This is a genomic window from Alcaligenes sp. (assembly GCF_050255915.1).
GTDB classification, from domain to species: Bacteria; Pseudomonadota; Gammaproteobacteria; order Burkholderiales; family Burkholderiaceae_B; genus Alcaligenes; species Alcaligenes aquatilis.
Map to the genome: position 1 here is coordinate 392,488 of NZ_JBFWIQ010000001.1, position 15,086 is coordinate 407,573.

The following is a 15,086-nucleotide window of genomic DNA, read 5'->3' on the forward strand; positions in this document are numbered from 1 at the left end:
CGAAGCGCGTACTTGCTGCACCCGTTTAGCATATCGGAATTTTTCCTTCATGTGGGGCGGGCCAGAGGTGTCAATCATGATTTGAGGCGCTTCTTTTGTAAGAATTCGCCCCTGTGATAGATCGATGTGTTTGTTAATGCCAACGGTCTGATGTAGTCCCTAAGCATTTTAGATGTCATTAATTGCGCCTTTTGTGTGCGGCGTTATACTAGATCGATACGGCTTGTATAAGGCGTCCTACGTTGCCTTCTGCTCCTGCTATCCGCTAACCGGCGAGGTCCGTGTCGCGGAAGGTTTTCCTGCATCTCAACACGAGTGAAACACTCGGATAGGTGAAGCGTAATAATGTCATCGCAAAAAGAACTGCTCAGTAACTCTTATCTGTTCGGGAGCAATGCTCCTTACGTCGAAGAACTCTACGAGTCCTACCTCGACAACCCAGGCTCTGTCGCCGACCAATGGCGCGAGTACTTCGATCAACTACAGCATCAGCCAGCTACTGACGGCCGCGACAGCACCCGCGATCAAGCTCACGCGCCTATTGTCGAGTCCTTCGCCCAACGAGCCAAAGCCAATGCCTTCCTGACCAGCGCGCAAGCACCGGACCTGACAGTTGCCATGAAGCAAGTGTCGATTCAGTCCATGATTGCTGCTTACCGCTCCCTGGGTGCACGCATTGCTGATCTGGATCCTCTGAAGCGCTCCGAACGCCCCAGCATCCCTGAACTGGACCCTGCTTTCTACGGCTTGACCGAAGCAGATCTGGACCAGGTCTACTCCGCCACCAACACCTACTTCACCAAAGCCGACACCATGACGCTGCGCGACATGCTCAAGGCCTTGCGTGACACGTATTCCCGTTCGGTGGGCGCAGAGTTCATGTATATCACCGACCCGGTGGTCAAGCGTTGGATCCAGCAGCGCCTGGAGTCAGTGCATGGCACAGGCTCTTTCAACGTTGAGCAAAAACGCAATATCTTGAAGCAGCTGACCGAGGCCGAAGGCCTGGAGCGCTTCCTGCACACCAAATACGTAGGTCAGAAACGCTTCTCCCTGGAAGGGGGTGAAAGCTTCATCGCTTGTATGGATGAAGTCGTCAACCACGCAGGCGAGAACGGCGTTCAGGAAATCATTGTGGGTATGGCTCACCGTGGTCGTCTGAACATGTTGGTCAACATCATGGGGAAAATGCCCGGTGACCTGTTTGCCGAATTTGAAGGCCGTCACGCTGAAGGTCTGACCGACGGCGACGTGAAATACCACAACGGTTTCTCCAGTGACTTGTCCACCCGTGGCGGTCCGGTTCACTTGTCCTTGGCCTTTAACCCCTCCCACCTGGAAATTGTTAACCCAGTGGTCGAAGGTTCGGTTCGTGCCCGTCAGGATCGTCGTAGCGACGAGGACGGCAGCCAGGTTCTGCCTGTGCTGGTTCACGGCGACGCGGCTTTTGCCGGTCAGGGTGTGGTCATGGAAACACTGAACCTGGCCCAGACCCGTGGCTACGGTACCGGTGGCACGCTGCACATCGTGATTAACAACCAGATCGGTTTCACCACCTCTGACCCACGCGATACACGTTCCACACTGTATTGCACGGATGTGGTCAAGATGATTGAAGCCCCTGTCTTCCACGTCAACGGCGACGATCCAGAAGCCGTGGTGTTCGTGACTCAGCTGGCTCTGGATTTCCGCCGCGAGTTCAAGCACGACGTCGTGGTTGATATCGTCTGCTTCCGTAAACTGGGCCACAACGAGCAAGACACTCCCTCGATGACCCAGCCGCTGATGTACAAGAAAATTGGTCAGCACAACGGTACGCGCAAGCTGTACGCCGACAAGCTGGTTGCTCAAGGCATTCTGTCCGAGAACGAGCCCGAAGATCTGGTCAAGAGCTACCGTCAATTGATGGAAGACGGCAAGCGCACGGTTGAACCTGTTCTGACAGACTACAAGAACAAGTACGCCACCGACTGGTCCGCTTTCCTGGGCGCCAAATGGACTGACCAGGCTGACACCGCCTTGCCGATGTCCGAGCTGACACGCATCGGTGAAAAACTGACTACCGTGCCAGAGGGCTTTACTGTTCACCCACTGGTTAACCGCATGCTGAACGATCGTCGTGCCATGGCACGCGGTGAAGCTCAAGTGGACTGGGGCATGGGCGAGCACTTGGCCTTTGCAACCTTGGTGAACAATGGCTACGCCATCCGTATTACCGGCCAGGACTCGGGCCGTGGTACGTTCACGCACCGTCACGCTGTGCTGCACGATCAAAAACGTGAGCGCTGGAACGACGGTACCTACATTCCTTTGCAAAACGTCTCCGAAGGTCAAGCCACCTTCACGGTGATCGACTCGGTCTTGTCCGAAGAAGCCGTGCTGGCCTTTGAATACGGTTATGCTTCGGCAGAACCTAATATTTTGACTATCTGGGAAGCCCAGTTCGGCGACTTTGCCAACGGTGCCCAGGTTGTTATTGACCAGTTCATTACGTCGGGTGAAGCCAAGTGGGGCCGTCATTGCGGTCTGACTCTGATGCTGCCACACGGCTACGAAGGTCAGGGTCCTGAGCACTCCTCGGCCCGTATCGAGCGTTTCTTGCAACTGTGCGCAGACAACAATATCCAGGTTGTTCAGCCCACCAACGGCGCCCAGATCTTCCACGTTCTGCGTCGTCAGATGATCCGTCCTTTCCGCAAGCCCTTGGTCATCATGACACCCAAGTCCTTGCTGCGTAATAAAGATGCTACTTCGCCCTTGAGCGATCTGGCTGAAGGCCACTTCATGCCTGTGATCGGTGAAACGGATCAGGCGATTGATGCAGCCGCTGTCAAACGTGTTCTGGCTTGCTCGGGCAAGGTTTACTACGATCTGGTGAACCACCGCAAAGAGCTGGAGCGCAACGATATTGCCATTATCCGTGTGGAGCAGTTGTATCCATTTGCCCACAAAGCCTTCCAGGCTGAGCTGGCCAAGTACAGCAACGCCAAGGAAGTTATCTGGGTTCAGGACGAACCTCAAAACCAAGGTGCATGGTTCTACGTTCAGCATCACATCTACGAGAACATGACCGAAGGTCAGAAGTTGGGTTACGCCGGCCGCGCCGCGTCCGCTTCGCCCGCTGTTGGTTACCTGGCCAAACACCAGGAACAGCACAAAGCACTGCTGGAGCAGGCTTTCGGCGCTCGCAAAGGCTTCATGCTGACCAAATAACGCACCCCAAATTTTAAATACGGAAAATATAATCATGGCAATTACTGACGTTCTGGTTCCCCAACTTTCTGAATCCATCTCCGAAGCAACCTTGCTGGAGTGGAAAAAACAACCTGGCGAAATGGTTCAGGCTGATGAAATCCTGATCGAAGTCGAAACCGACAAGGTTGTCCTGGAAGTTCCCGCTCCTGCCTCGGGCGTGCTGAGCGAAATCGTCAAGGCCAACGGCAGCACCGTTACCTCCGGCGACGTACTGGCTCGTATCGACTCCGAAGGCAAGGCCAGCGCTGCTGCTCCTGCCGCTGCCGCTGAAGAAGCTGCTCCTGCGGCTGCCCCAGCCGCTGCTGCTCCTGCTGCCAGCTCCGCCGCTTCCTCGGTTGCTTCGCCTGCCGCTGCCAAGATCCTGGCTGAGAAAGGTGTGGAAGCCAGCTCCGTGGAAGGTTCCGGTCGTGGCGGTCGCATCACCAAGGGTGACGCTCTGGAAGCCAACGCCGCTGCTGCCAGCAAGCCTGCTGCCGCTCCTGTTGCTCCTGCTACGTTGTCCCTGGACGGCCGCCCAGAGCAGCGCGTGCCCATGAGCCGTCTGCGTGCTCGTATCGCCGAGCGTTTGCTGCAATCGCAATCCGAAAACGCCATGCTGACCACGTTCAACGAAGTGAACATGCAAGCGGTGCTGGATTTGCGCAAGAAGTACAAGGATCAGTTCGAGAAAGAGCACGGCGTCAAGCTGGGCTTCATGTCCTTCTTCGTGAAAGCCGCTGTGGCCGCTTTGAAGAAATACCCCGTGCTGAACGCTTCGGTCGATGGCAAAGATGTGATCTACCACGGTTACTTCGACATCGGTGTGGCCGTTGGTAGCCCACGCGGTCTGGTGGTGCCTATCCTGCGTAACGCTGATCAAATGTCGATTGCTGACATCGAAAAGCAAATCGCTGATTTCGGTGCCCGTGCTCGTGACGGCAAACTGACCCTGGAAGAAATGACAGGCGGTACCTTCTCGATCTCCAACGGTGGTGTGTTCGGCTCCATGCTGTCCACCCCGATCATCAACCCACCTCAGTCCGCCATCTTGGGCATTCACGCCACCAAGGACCGTGCTGTGGTTGAGAACGGTCAGATCGTGGTTCGCCCCATGAACTACCTGGCTATGTCCTACGATCACCGCATCATCGACGGCCGCGAAGCCGTTCTGGGTCTGGTAGCCATGAAAGAAGCGCTGGAAGATCCTCAGCGTTTGTTGCTGAACGTCTAAGCACGTGGTCGTTTCAGTCTAGTATGTTTACGGCCAAGTGCTTGTTTCTAAGCCTTGGCCGGCTTTGTTTAAGGCCCTGGGGGCGGATTTACACCGCCTGATTCTTTCCCGCCTGACTTCTGGACGGTCCAGTCTGCCTTTTTCACATTTATGGAATTTTTATGGCTAAGCAATTTGATGTTGTCGTAATTGGTGCCGGCCCTGGTGGCTACATCGCCGCTATCCGTGCTGCTCAACTGGGTATGAGCGTCGCTTGCGTGGACGCCTGGTCCACCGCTGAAGGCAAACCCGCTCCTGGCGGTACATGCACCAACGTAGGTTGCATTCCTTCCAAAGCCTTGTTGCAGTCGTCCGAGCACTTCGAGCATGCCAATCTGCATCTGGCCGAGCACGGCGTGGATGTCAAAGGTGTGTCACTGAACCTGGACAAGCTGGTCGGTCGCAAAGACGTCGTCGTCAAGCAAAACAACGACGGTATCTTGTACCTGTTCAAAAAGAACAAAGTTAACTTCTTCCACGGTACCGCCTCCTTTGGCGGCAAGGTTGATGGCGGCTGGTCGGTGAACGTGGCCGGTGCCAACGCCGAAGAGCTGGTTGCCAAGAACGTCATCATCGCTACGGGTAGTTCGGCTCGTGCCTTGCCGGGCGCCGAGTTCGACGAAGAGCAGATTCTGTCCAACGACGGCGCTCTGCGTCTGCCCAAGGTTCCCAAGAAGCTGGCCGTTATCGGCGCCGGTGTGATTGGTCTGGAACTGGGTAGCGTGTGGCGTCGCCTGGGTGCCGAAGTCACCATTCTGGAAGGGGCTCCCGAGTTCCTGTCCGCTGTGGATCGCGATGTTGCCAAGGAAGCCCTGAAAGCGTTCACCAAGCAAGGTCTGAAGATCAATGTGGGCGTGAAAGTTGGCGAAATCAAAAAGACGGCCAAACAGGTCACCATCAATTACGTGGACGCCGCTGGTGCCGAGCACAAGCTGGAAGCCGACAAGCTGATCGTCTCCATTGGCCGTGTGCCTAATACCGCCGGTCTGGGTGCAGATACTATTGGTCTGAAACTGGATGAGCGTGGTTTCGTGGTTGTGGACGACGATTGCGCCACCAGCCTGCCAGGTATCTGGGCGGTGGGTGACGTGGTCCGTGGCCCTATGCTGGCCCACAAAGCCGAAGAAGAAGGTGTGGCGGTGGCCGAGCGTCTGGCTGGTCAGCAACCTCACGTCAACTTCGATACCGTGCCTTGGGTTATCTACACCTCCCCCGAAATTGCTTGGGTTGGCAAAACCGAGCAGCAGTTGAAAACCGAAGGCCGTGCATACCGTGCGGGCAGCTTCCCCTTCCTGGCCAACGGCCGTGCCCGCGCGCTGGGTGACACCACCGGCTTTGTGAAGGTTCTGGCTGATGCCAAGACTGACGAAGTCCTGGGCGTACATTTTGTGGGCCCTGTGGCTTCCGAGCTGGTGGCTGAAGCCGTAGCAATCATGGAATTCCGTGGCGCGTCTGAAGATATCGCCCGTATTTGCCATGCTCACCCAACCCTGTCCGAAGCCCTGAAAGAAGCGGCCTTGGCAGTGGACAAACGCGCTCTGAACTTCTGATAGACTTTCAGGGTGTTGTTGGAAAAGGGCGGGCACAGGCTCGCCCTTTTTTTCGTCACGAAAGGCTGATCAAAGCAGTCTGTACAGGCTGTGATGCGTGAGATAATTGACCGCGCAGTATGCTCAGGCCCTGCATCAAAAGCAGTGCTGCAGTGGATCGCAGTGCATGCTGGCAGACCACCACCTGTCCTGGACAGGTTCTTTTATTTTCAGTGATATGAATGTTCGCGAGTATTACCATCAGGCTTTAGCGGAAAAAGGCTATCGTGCCGACCAGGCACAGGAGCAAGCTATAGACCGGTTGCAACGCTATTACGACGAGTGGGTGGAGTTTCGCAAAATGCGCTCCGGTGCCTTGCGTCGTATGTTTTCCCGCCCGGAAGTGCCGCGTGGTGTGTACCTGTGGGGTGGCGTAGGGCGCGGCAAGAGCTTCCTGATGGACGCCTTCTACCTGACGGTGCCACTCAAGCGCAAAACCCGGATTCACTTCCACGAGTTCATGCGTGGCGTACACAAAGAACTGAATCAGGTCAAAGGCATGAGCGACCCATTGGATGAGGTCGCCAAGCGTATCGCCAAGCGTTATCGTCTGATCTGTTTTGACGAGTTCCATGTCTCGGATGTGGCCGATGCCATGATTCTGTACAAGCTGTTGCTGGGCCTGTTCGAGCGCGGCACGTCCTTTGTGATGACGTCCAACTACGAGCCCTCCACGCTGTATCCGGAAGGTTTGCATCGCGACCGCATTTTGCCCGCCATTGCGCTGATCCAGAAGAATATGGACATCATGAACGTGGACACCGGTGTGGATTACCGCCGCCGTGCGCTGGAGCAGGTGAAAACCTATCTGACGCCATTGGGGCCAGAGACCACCGCCGAACTGCAATCCATGTTTACGGCCTTATCGGACACCGCCCCCCAAGAGCCTGTACTTAGCATCGAGAACCGTGATGTGAAAGCGGTGGCCTTGTCAGGCTCGGCTGTGTGGTTTGATTTCGAGACCCTGTGCGTTAGCGCACGTTCGCAGAATGATTATCTGGAACTGGCCAACCGTTTCCAGACCGTGATCCTGTCCGACGTTCCCCGTATGACAGCCCGTGATGCTTCTGCTGCACGGCGCTTCACCTGGCTGGTGGACGTTTTTTACGATCACAAAGTCAAATTTATTATGTCCGCGGCGGTGCCTGAGGAAGAGTTGTATGTAGATGGCCCCATGGCCAATGAGTTCCACCGTACTGTCTCGCGGTTGATGGAAATGCAATCGCGCGAGTACCTGGAGTCAGAACGGCGCCAGGCAGTTATTTTGTAGGTCTTGGGCGCGGCCGGTGGCCAATGCACCTGATACCTGACCCTGACACGTAGTTTTATAAGCGTATTTTTTATCATGACGACACGAGTACTGACCGGCGTTACAACGACCGGTATTCCACACTTGGGTAACTATGCCGGGGCGATTCGTCCTGCTATCCGTGCTAGCCAGCAAGCCGATGTCGACGCATTTTTCTTCATGGCGGACTACCACGCCCTGATCAAATGTGACGACCCGGAGCGCGTAGCCATTTCGCGCCGTGCGATTGCCGCCACCTGGATAGCCTGCGGCCTGGATGTGGAAAAAGTAACGTTTTATCGCCAATCTGATATTCCTGAAATTCCCGAACTGTCCTGGATGCTGGGCTGCGTGACGGGCAAGGGTTTGATGAACCGTGCGCACGCGTATAAAGCCTCCGTGGATAAAAACGAGGCGGCTGGCATGGAGCCGGACGACGGCGTGACCATGGGCTTGTTCAGCTATCCCGTGTTGATGGCGGCTGACATCTTGATGTTCAACGCGCATAAAGTGCCTGTGGGCCGTGATCAGGTTCAGCATCTGGAAATGGCGCGTGATATCGCTAAGAGCTTCAACCATTTGTATGGTCGCGGCAAAGAGCTGTTTGTACTGCCTGAGGTGCAGGTCGAGGAAGATGTGGCTTTGTTGCCGGGCCTGGACGGTCGCAAGATGTCCAAGAGCTATGACAACACTATTCCCCTGTTTGAAGGTGGTGCCAAAGCGCTGAAGTCCGCCATCGCCCGCATTGTGACGGACTCCAAAGGCCCGGGTGAACCCAAGAACCCGGATGACTCCCACCTGACCGCCTTGTACAAGGCCTTTGCGACGCCAGAGCAGACTCAGATCTTCCGCCAGCAACTGATCGAAGGGATGGCCTGGGGCGAGGCCAAAGAAGCTTTGCATCAGATTCTGGAAACCATGATCGCCCCCATGCGCGAGCGTTATGAATCTCTGATGGCTCGCCCTCAGGACATTGAAGAACTGCTGCAAGTGGGTGCCCGCAAGGCTCGTGCCTATGCAACACCTTTTATTCACGAACTGAAGGCCGCTGTGGGCCTGCGTGACCCGATCAGTGTGGCGGCTACCAAGACTGAAACCAAGGCCCGTAAAGCCCGGTTTGTGAATTTCCGCGACGAAGATGGCACGTTCCGTTTCCGCCTGCAGGATGCGGCCGGACATGAGTTGTTCCTGTCGCGTTCCTACGCTGATCCCAAACAGGCGGGCGTGGCGATCAAAGGTTTGCAGACTGCGGCGTTCGCCGAGGTCGTCAAACAAGATGGCTCGGAACTGCAAATCCATTGTGCCGGAGAGGAAGTCGCTCGCGTATCGGCAGATCTGCGTGATGCACTCGAAGCCGCTTTGGATTCGATGCGAGACTAAGTCGTGTGCCGGTGGCAGGATTGATTCTTTGCAAAGAACTTGCCCAGGATTGATCCTAGGTTGGATGCAGTAGGTCTCTTTGTGCCACCGCACCCTACCTTGAAGCACGTTTGAAAATAAACAGCCCCAAAAACGAGATGTTCATCTCACGTTTGGGGCTGTTTTGTTTTTTACTTTTTAATCAATACCTTGAAAGGTGGTTGAAGATAAAACCTGTGGCAGAGATATCCCGGGTATTGGCTTCAGCTACAAAGGCTGCTCTGCATTTGCAGTTCCCTAAGGCAAGGGTTCAGGTCTGAGTCGTAGACCGCTGATCCCAGTTCTGGCTGGCCAGCTCCAATGCTGCAATATCTTCTGCACAGATCACGTCGCGCAAGGCCGTGAATTTTTCCTCTGGCCAGTCATATATTCTCAAGGCCAGCAGCCGCTCAATGCTTGCCTCATCAAAGCGTTTTCGCACGGGCACAGCCGGATTCCCGGCCACGATGGTATACGGTGCCACGCTCTTGGTCACAATCGCCCCCGAGGCCACCACAGCGCCTTCACCAACCTCGACACCGGGCATGATCATGGCCCGCATACCGATCCAGGCACCGTCCTGGATGTGGGTGTCACCTTTGCCCACATAGGCGTCCGTAATCTTGTCCACGAAGGGATACAGGCTGAACCAGTCCATGCGATGGGTATGGTTGCCGCCCATCAGAATCACGGCCTCGGCACCGATACATACGTAGTCGCCAATATGTAGCTGGTCCACCGGCCATTGAGAGTCCCAGGTCTTGCGGCTGTATTCGTCCCCGTACAAGTAACGCACCACGCTTTCTTCAAAACTGCCGGTCCAGGCATGGCTGTAGTAGCTGTGTGTGCCACGTATATGGATATTGGGATTGGATACGGTTTCGTGCAGGAGTTCGACCTGCGACCAGTGCTTTTGCACCATGCTTCTCCTTCTGGACCTTGCCGTGCTGGTTCTGGCTTTGCGCCAGTAAGGGCAAAGTGGGCTGTTCGTATTGAAGCCAAGCGAGGCTAGGAGGCTCGTTTGGTTGACCTTGATGGCGCGACTCGTCCAGTGCGCGTTGAGGCGCTTTGTATTCAAACCAGCCATAAAGCATCAAGCCCTGCGTAAACATTCATGCAGGGCTTGATGATGGGCTTAGGCCGGCAGGAATAGCCGCCTTATTCGGCTGGCTGGGCCGGAATATCCAGCTTTTCACACAGGCTCAGAATTTCTTCCAGGCTCTCGCGTTTGACCACGATCAGTTGAAACTCCTCGTCATAGCTTTGGGCAAACTCCAGCAGACAGTAGGAGGGGTGAAACTCCTGCAACTGCTCGTTCGCCCATTGGAAAAAGCCATCTACGTCCTGAAAAGGCATGTCGTCGTAGGGAAAGGCGGGCAGGTCCTGATTTTCAAACGCGGCCAGAATTTCTTCCCACAGTTCATCGACGGTATCGGCCAGGGCCAGATAATCATCCAGTTCGTAGCTGATGGCCAGGATCAGAGCACCATCCGGATCGTGTTCCATCAGGTTCTGCGCGTGCTTTCCATACGCCTCACCCATCGCTGCCGGGCTGGCGCTGGCAGTCAGCACGGACCGGCTGATGGCTGCAATATCCTCTTCCTTCTGATCAAATCCGGTCAGCAGATTGAGCAGACGCGTCAGTTGGGAAAGGCGCTCGGTCTCAGTCATGGCTTATCTCCGAAGTTTGCTAAAGGCCGCTGCCATGGCACCGGTTGGTGCTGGTTCAGCTTGCCGGTTGGGGCGATTGTTTCCAGAGCGGCGTTGGGGAGCGTTGCTCGTGCTGTTGGAACCACGCACTGGGGCGCTGTCGTCGTTCAGGCGCATGGTCAAACCGATACGCTTGCGGGCGACATCCACTTCCTGGACTTTAACCTTAACCGTCTGACCCACGCGAACCACATCACGCGGATCTTTCACAAAGGTATCAGACAGAGCCGAGATATGCACCAGACCGTCCTGGTGTACCCCTACGTCCACAAAGGCACCAAAGTTGGCTACGTTGGTGACCACGCCTTCCAGAATCATGCCGGGCGTCAAATCGTTCAGGGAGTTGATGCCTTCCTGGAACTTGGCCGTCGTAAATTCAGGGCGAGGGTCGCGACCGGGCTTTTCAATTTCGTTAAAAATATCACGCACGGTGGGCAAGCCAAAGCGTTCATCCGTGAAGTCTGAAGGGGACAAACCTTTCAGTGCGTCGGATTTACCCATGACATCGCTGGCGTCGGTCTGTAGACGCTCCAGAATACGGGCGGCAACCGGATAGGCTTCGGGGTGAACCGCCGAGGCGTCCAGAGGGTTGGCTGCGCCGGGAATACGCAAAAAGCCCGCTGCCTGCTCAAAGGCTTTTTCACCAAAGCGGGGCACGTCACGCAACTGCTTGCGGCTTTGGAAGGCACCATTTTCGTCACGCCAGGTGACGATGTTTTTGGCCAGCGTGTTGTTCAGGCCGGAGACGCGCGCCAGCAGGGGAGCAGAAGCGGTGTTGACGTCCACACCCACCGCGTTAACACAATCTTCGACCACGGCATCCAGGCTGCGAGCCAGTTCGCGCTGGTTCACGTCGTGCTGGTATTGGCCAACGCCAATGGATTTGGGGTCTATCTTGACCAGTTCGGCCAACGGATCTTGCAGGCGGCGGGCGATGGAGACGGCACCACGCAGGCTGACATCCATATCAGGAAATTCCTGGGCAGCCATTTCCGAAGCAGAGTACACCGATGCCCCTGCCTCGGACACGACGACGCGGGTCAGCGGCAGTTGCGGGAAGGCCGACTGCAGGTCAGCCACCAGTTTCTCGGTTTCGCGCGACGCTGTGCCGTTACCAATCGCGACCAGTTCAACTTGGTGGCGAGTAGCCAGACCGGCCAGGGTACGAATCGCGCCTTCGCGGTCACGACGGGGCTCAAAGGGGTAGACGGTGGCCGTATCCAGCACCTTGCCGGTTGCATCGATCACAGCGGCTTTCACGCCGGTACGAATGCCTGGGTCCAGGCCCAGAACGGCTTTATTGCCCGCAGGGGCGGCCAAGAGTAAATCGCGCAGATTGGCGGCAAACACGCGGGTGGATTCCTGCTCAGCTTGTTCGCGCAGACGACCAATCAGCTCGGATTCAAACGCCGTCAGCAACTTGACGCGCCAGGTCCAGCGGCAGACCTCGGCCAACCAGTGGTCACGTGGGCTGGCGTCGGCGGAAAAGTCAGCGCCAATATCGGTCAGCTCTGCCACTTTCAGCACACAAGGGTGGGGCAAGAGCTGATCCTGTTCGGGGTTCAGGCCCAGGCGCAGGTCCAGCGCACCTTGCTGACGGCCGCGCAACAAAGCCAGCACGCGGTGAGAAGGCAGTTGGCGCAGCGCTTCGTTAAAGTCGAACCAGTCGCGGAATTTGTCACCTTCCTGCTCCTTGCCTTCGGCAACCTTGGAGTACAGGTGGGCGGACTTCCACAGATAGTCGCGCATGGCTTCCAGCAGGTCGGCTTGCTCGGCAAAGCGTTCAGCCAGAATGTCGCGGGCACCGTCCAGAGCAGCTTTGGTCGTGTCGATCTTGGCTTCGGCATTCAGATAGCCTTCGGCCAACGCCACAGGGTCGGCATCCTTCTGGGCCAGAATGGCGTCCGCCAGCGGCTCCAGACCGGCCTCGCGGGCAATCTGGGCACGGGTACGACGCTTGGGCTTGTACGGCGCGTACAAGTCTTCCAGACGCTGCTTGGTGTCCGCCGCCAAAATGGCTTGCTCCAGCTCGGGCGTCAGTTTTTCTTGCTGGCGGATCGATTCCAGAATGGCATGACGACGCGATTGCATATCGCGCAAATAGATCAGGCGCACTTCCAGATCGCGCAGGACATTATCGTCCAGGCCACCGGTGGCTTCCTTGCGGTAACGGGCAATAAAAGGGACCGTGGCCCCGTTGTCCAAGAGCTCAACCGTCGAGGCGGCTTGTTGGATGCGGATGTTCAGTTCAGAGGCCAGTAGCGCCAGAATCTGTTGGTGATCCTGTTGCTGGGCGAGGGTTTCCACAGTCATTTCAGTTATGGGTCCATCGTTGTAAAAGGGTCTGCAAGCGCCGCATTTTGCCATAAAGACCGGCAGCGACCCAGAATTGGCAGGTATCATCTTGTATGTATTCCACTGTGATTGTAGACAGTTCTGTCATTCGTCACCTCTCCCTGAGCGGTTTTGCCCCATGTTGTTGCAGGATTATTCCGATATCTTTTCTCCCCAAGGCCCTCTGGCAGAGTCTGTCCCGCACTATCGTCCGCGGCAGGCTCAGTTGGAGCTGGCCCAAGCCATCAGCGAGACGGTCGCCGATTCTGGCGTACTGATCGCCGAGGCGGGCACAGGCACAGGCAAGACCTGGGCCTACCTGGTTCCGGTGTTCATGCAAGGCGGTAAAGCGCTGGTCTCGACCGGAACGCGTACCTTGCAGGACCAATTGTTCCGTCGGGATATTCCCCACCTGCGTAAAGCGCTGGCTTTGCCGGTCGATGTGGCCTTGCTCAAGGGCAGAAGTAATTACGTCTGTCATTACCATTTGGAACGGTTGGGGCAGGATGACCGGGCTCTGAAGTCTCGTGCGGAAATCGCTTATCTGCGTGCTATCCAGCTCTTTACAGAGCGCAGCCGTAGCGGCGACAAGGGTGAGCTGGCCGAAGTCCCCGAAGATGCGGATATTTGGCACCGGGTCACCTCAACGCGGGATAACTGCCTGGGGCAGGACTGTCCCTTTGTGCGCGACTGCTTTGTGATGAAGGCCCGCCGTCATGCTCAGGATGCCGATGTGGTGGTGGTGAACCACGCCTTGTTCATGGCCGATTTGGCCTTGCGCGAAGAGGGTGTAACGGATTTGCTGCCCAGCGTGGATCTGGTGGTGTTTGACGAAGCGCACCAACTGCCCGACGTGGCCACCCGTTTTTTGGGTAGCAGCGTGTCCTTGTATCAACTGACGGATTTGTGTCGGCAGATAGAAGCGGCGGGTCTGGCCCAGGCCCGTGAGACCGTGGACTGGAGCCAGGTCGCCCGCAAGCTGGAGCAAGCGGCTCGGGATTTGCATTTGCGTACCGCGTCGCTGGCGGCTCAAGGTGGCCGCGCCACTTTCCAGGCCTTGCCCGAGCCTGAGCTTTTTGATGAGGCGCTGGAGAATTTGCTGGAGACCTTCGATAAGGTCATCAAGATGCTGGCTATGGTGGCTGAGCGCCATCCTGATCTGGCAGCAGCGCATAAAAGTGCCTTGGAGATACGTGCACGCTTGTTCCAGTGGAGTCAGCCAGATCGCCAGGGCCGCCACGCCTATCTGCCTGAAAGTGAAAAAGATGAAGACCAGCCCGACGAATTCGTGCGTTGGGTAGAAAGTGGCCAGCACTATTTGCGTTTGCACAGTGCGCCTTTATCGGTGGCCAAGATTTTCTCGCGTTACAGAGGCAAGGAGCAGTCCTGGGTGCTGACCTCGGCGACCTTGTCGGTACATGGGGATTTCAATCATTTCAAGCGGCAACTGGGCTTGTTCGATGCCCGCACCGAAGCCTGGGCTTCACCGTTCGACTATCCGAATCAGGCACTGTTCTATGTGCCCAGCACCTTGCCGCTTCCCAGCCATCCGAATTTCAACCAGGCTTTCGTGGATGCGCTCATTCCGCTGATCAAGGCGGGTCAGGGCGGTGTGTTGGTGCTCTGTACCACCTTGCGCTCGGTAGAGCGGATTGCGGATATGCTGCGAGACCGATTTGATCGGGAAGACATAGAGCGCAATGTGCTACGCCAAGGGGAGCGTTCGCGCCAGGTTCTGCTGGACGAGTTCCGTGCGCGTGGCAATGCGGTGTTGGTGGGCAGTGCCAGCTTCTGGGAAGGGATTGACCTGCCCGGTGATGCCTTGACACTGGTTGCGATCGACAAGCTACCCTTTGCTCCGCCGGATGATCCGGTGCTGGAGGCCCGTATCAAAGAATGCAAGGACAGAGGCGGTAATCCCTTTATGGAATACCAGTTGCCCGAAGCGGCCATTGCCTTGAAACAAGGGGCTGGGCGCCTGATTCGTACCGAGCGCGACTGGGGCGTGCTGATGGTGGGCGATACCCGCATTGTCGAGAAACCCTACGGCAAATTGCTGTGGCGTGGTTTGCCACCTTTCGCTCGGACTCGTGATCCTGCTCGTGCGCTGGCGTTTTTGCGGGAGCAAAAGGCCAAGCGGCAGAGCGATGAAGCAGGGCAAGTGACGATGGAGGACGGCCTGGAGCAGCCGTAAGGAGACAGTCGACCGACTGGTTTCTTGCCCCCAAACATAGTCCAGGCCAATCCTGGTGAGGTGTCTGTT

9 protein-coding genes are annotated in these 15,086 nt (G+C 56.6%); 6 read left to right on the forward strand and 3 right to left on the reverse strand.

Annotated elements, in window-relative coordinates:
* Positions 1-345: 345 nt before the first annotated feature.
* From AB7E06_RS01765 to AB7E06_RS01785, 5 genes are all read left to right on the forward strand, one after another.
* A complete protein-coding gene (locus tag AB7E06_RS01765; RefSeq protein WP_108727918.1) occupies positions 346-3,213 on the forward strand; it encodes a 2-oxoglutarate dehydrogenase E1 component in 2,868 nt (955 codons plus the stop codon).
* Positions 3,214-3,247: 34 nt separating this feature from the next.
* Positions 3,248-4,465: a 2-oxoglutarate dehydrogenase complex dihydrolipoyllysine-residue succinyltransferase gene (gene odhB / locus AB7E06_RS01770; RefSeq protein WP_094195954.1), complete on the forward strand. Its 1,218-nt coding sequence runs from the start codon at positions 3,248-3,250 to the stop codon at positions 4,463-4,465.
* A gap of 161 nt (positions 4,466-4,626) precedes the next feature.
* Positions 4,627-6,054, forward strand: coding sequence for a dihydrolipoyl dehydrogenase (lpdA, locus tag AB7E06_RS01775; protein ID WP_094195955.1), 1,428 nt, complete (start codon positions 4,627-4,629; stop codon positions 6,052-6,054).
* Between the two features lie 217 nt (positions 6,055-6,271).
* A complete protein-coding gene (gene zapE / locus AB7E06_RS01780) occupies positions 6,272-7,363 on the forward strand; it encodes a cell division protein ZapE (protein ID WP_162496938.1) in 1,092 nt (363 codons plus the stop codon).
* 75 nt (positions 7,364-7,438) lie between these two features.
* Positions 7,439-8,761 (forward strand): tryptophan--tRNA ligase, encoded by a 1,323-nt coding sequence (locus AB7E06_RS01785; protein WP_121738434.1) that lies wholly within the window; start codon positions 7,439-7,441, stop codon positions 8,759-8,761.
* Positions 8,762-9,050: 289 nt separating this feature from the next.
* On the opposite strand, the gene AB7E06_RS01790 is transcribed toward AB7E06_RS01785, so the two are convergent.
* The 3 genes from AB7E06_RS01790 to AB7E06_RS01800 form a co-directional block, all read right to left on the reverse strand.
* Entirely contained in the window at positions 9,051-9,701 is a 651-nt protein-coding gene (locus AB7E06_RS01790) for a CatB-related O-acetyltransferase (protein WP_094195958.1), read from the reverse strand.
* Positions 9,702-9,937: 236 nt separating this feature from the next.
* Positions 9,938-10,450 carry a hypothetical protein gene (locus AB7E06_RS01795; RefSeq protein ID WP_094195959.1) on the reverse strand — a complete coding sequence of 171 codons (513 nt, stop codon included), beginning with the start codon at positions 10,448-10,450 and terminating at the stop codon, positions 9,938-9,940.
* Between the two features lie 3 nt (positions 10,451-10,453).
* Positions 10,454-12,802: a Tex family protein gene (locus AB7E06_RS01800; protein WP_427954864.1), complete on the reverse strand. Its 2,349-nt coding sequence runs from the start codon at positions 12,800-12,802 to the stop codon at positions 10,454-10,456.
* Positions 12,803-12,962: 160 nt separating this feature from the next.
* Between AB7E06_RS01800 and AB7E06_RS01805 the strand changes: the two genes are divergently transcribed.
* Positions 12,963-15,017, forward strand: a complete 2,055-nt coding sequence (locus AB7E06_RS01805; protein WP_094195961.1) for an ATP-dependent DNA helicase — start codon at positions 12,963-12,965, stop codon at positions 15,015-15,017.
* Positions 15,018-15,086: the final 69 nt, after the last annotated feature.

Coding starts and splice junctions, on each gene's coding strand:
- AB7E06_RS01765 (WP_108727918.1), top strand. CDS start 346: ATGTCATCGCAAAAAGAACTGCTCAGTAACTCTTATCTGTTCGGGAGC.
- odhB (WP_094195954.1), top strand. CDS start 3,248: ATGGCAATTACTGACGTTCTGGTTCCCCAACTTTCTGAATCCATCTCC.
- lpdA (WP_094195955.1), top strand. CDS start 4,627: ATGGCTAAGCAATTTGATGTTGTCGTAATTGGTGCCGGCCCTGGTGGC.
- zapE (WP_162496938.1), top strand. CDS start 6,272: ATGAATGTTCGCGAGTATTACCATCAGGCTTTAGCGGAAAAAGGCTAT.
- AB7E06_RS01785 (WP_121738434.1), top strand. CDS start 7,439: ATGACGACACGAGTACTGACCGGCGTTACAACGACCGGTATTCCACAC.
- AB7E06_RS01790 (WP_094195958.1), bottom strand. CDS start 9,701: ATGGTGCAAAAGCACTGGTCGCAGGTCGAACTCCTGCACGAAACCGTA.
- AB7E06_RS01795 (WP_094195959.1), bottom strand. CDS start 10,450: ATGACTGAGACCGAGCGCCTTTCCCAACTGACGCGTCTGCTCAATCTG.
- AB7E06_RS01800 (WP_427954864.1), bottom strand. CDS start 12,802: ATGACTGTGGAAACCCTCGCCCAGCAACAGGATCACCAACAGATTCTG.
- AB7E06_RS01805 (WP_094195961.1), top strand. CDS start 12,963: ATGTTGTTGCAGGATTATTCCGATATCTTTTCTCCCCAAGGCCCTCTG.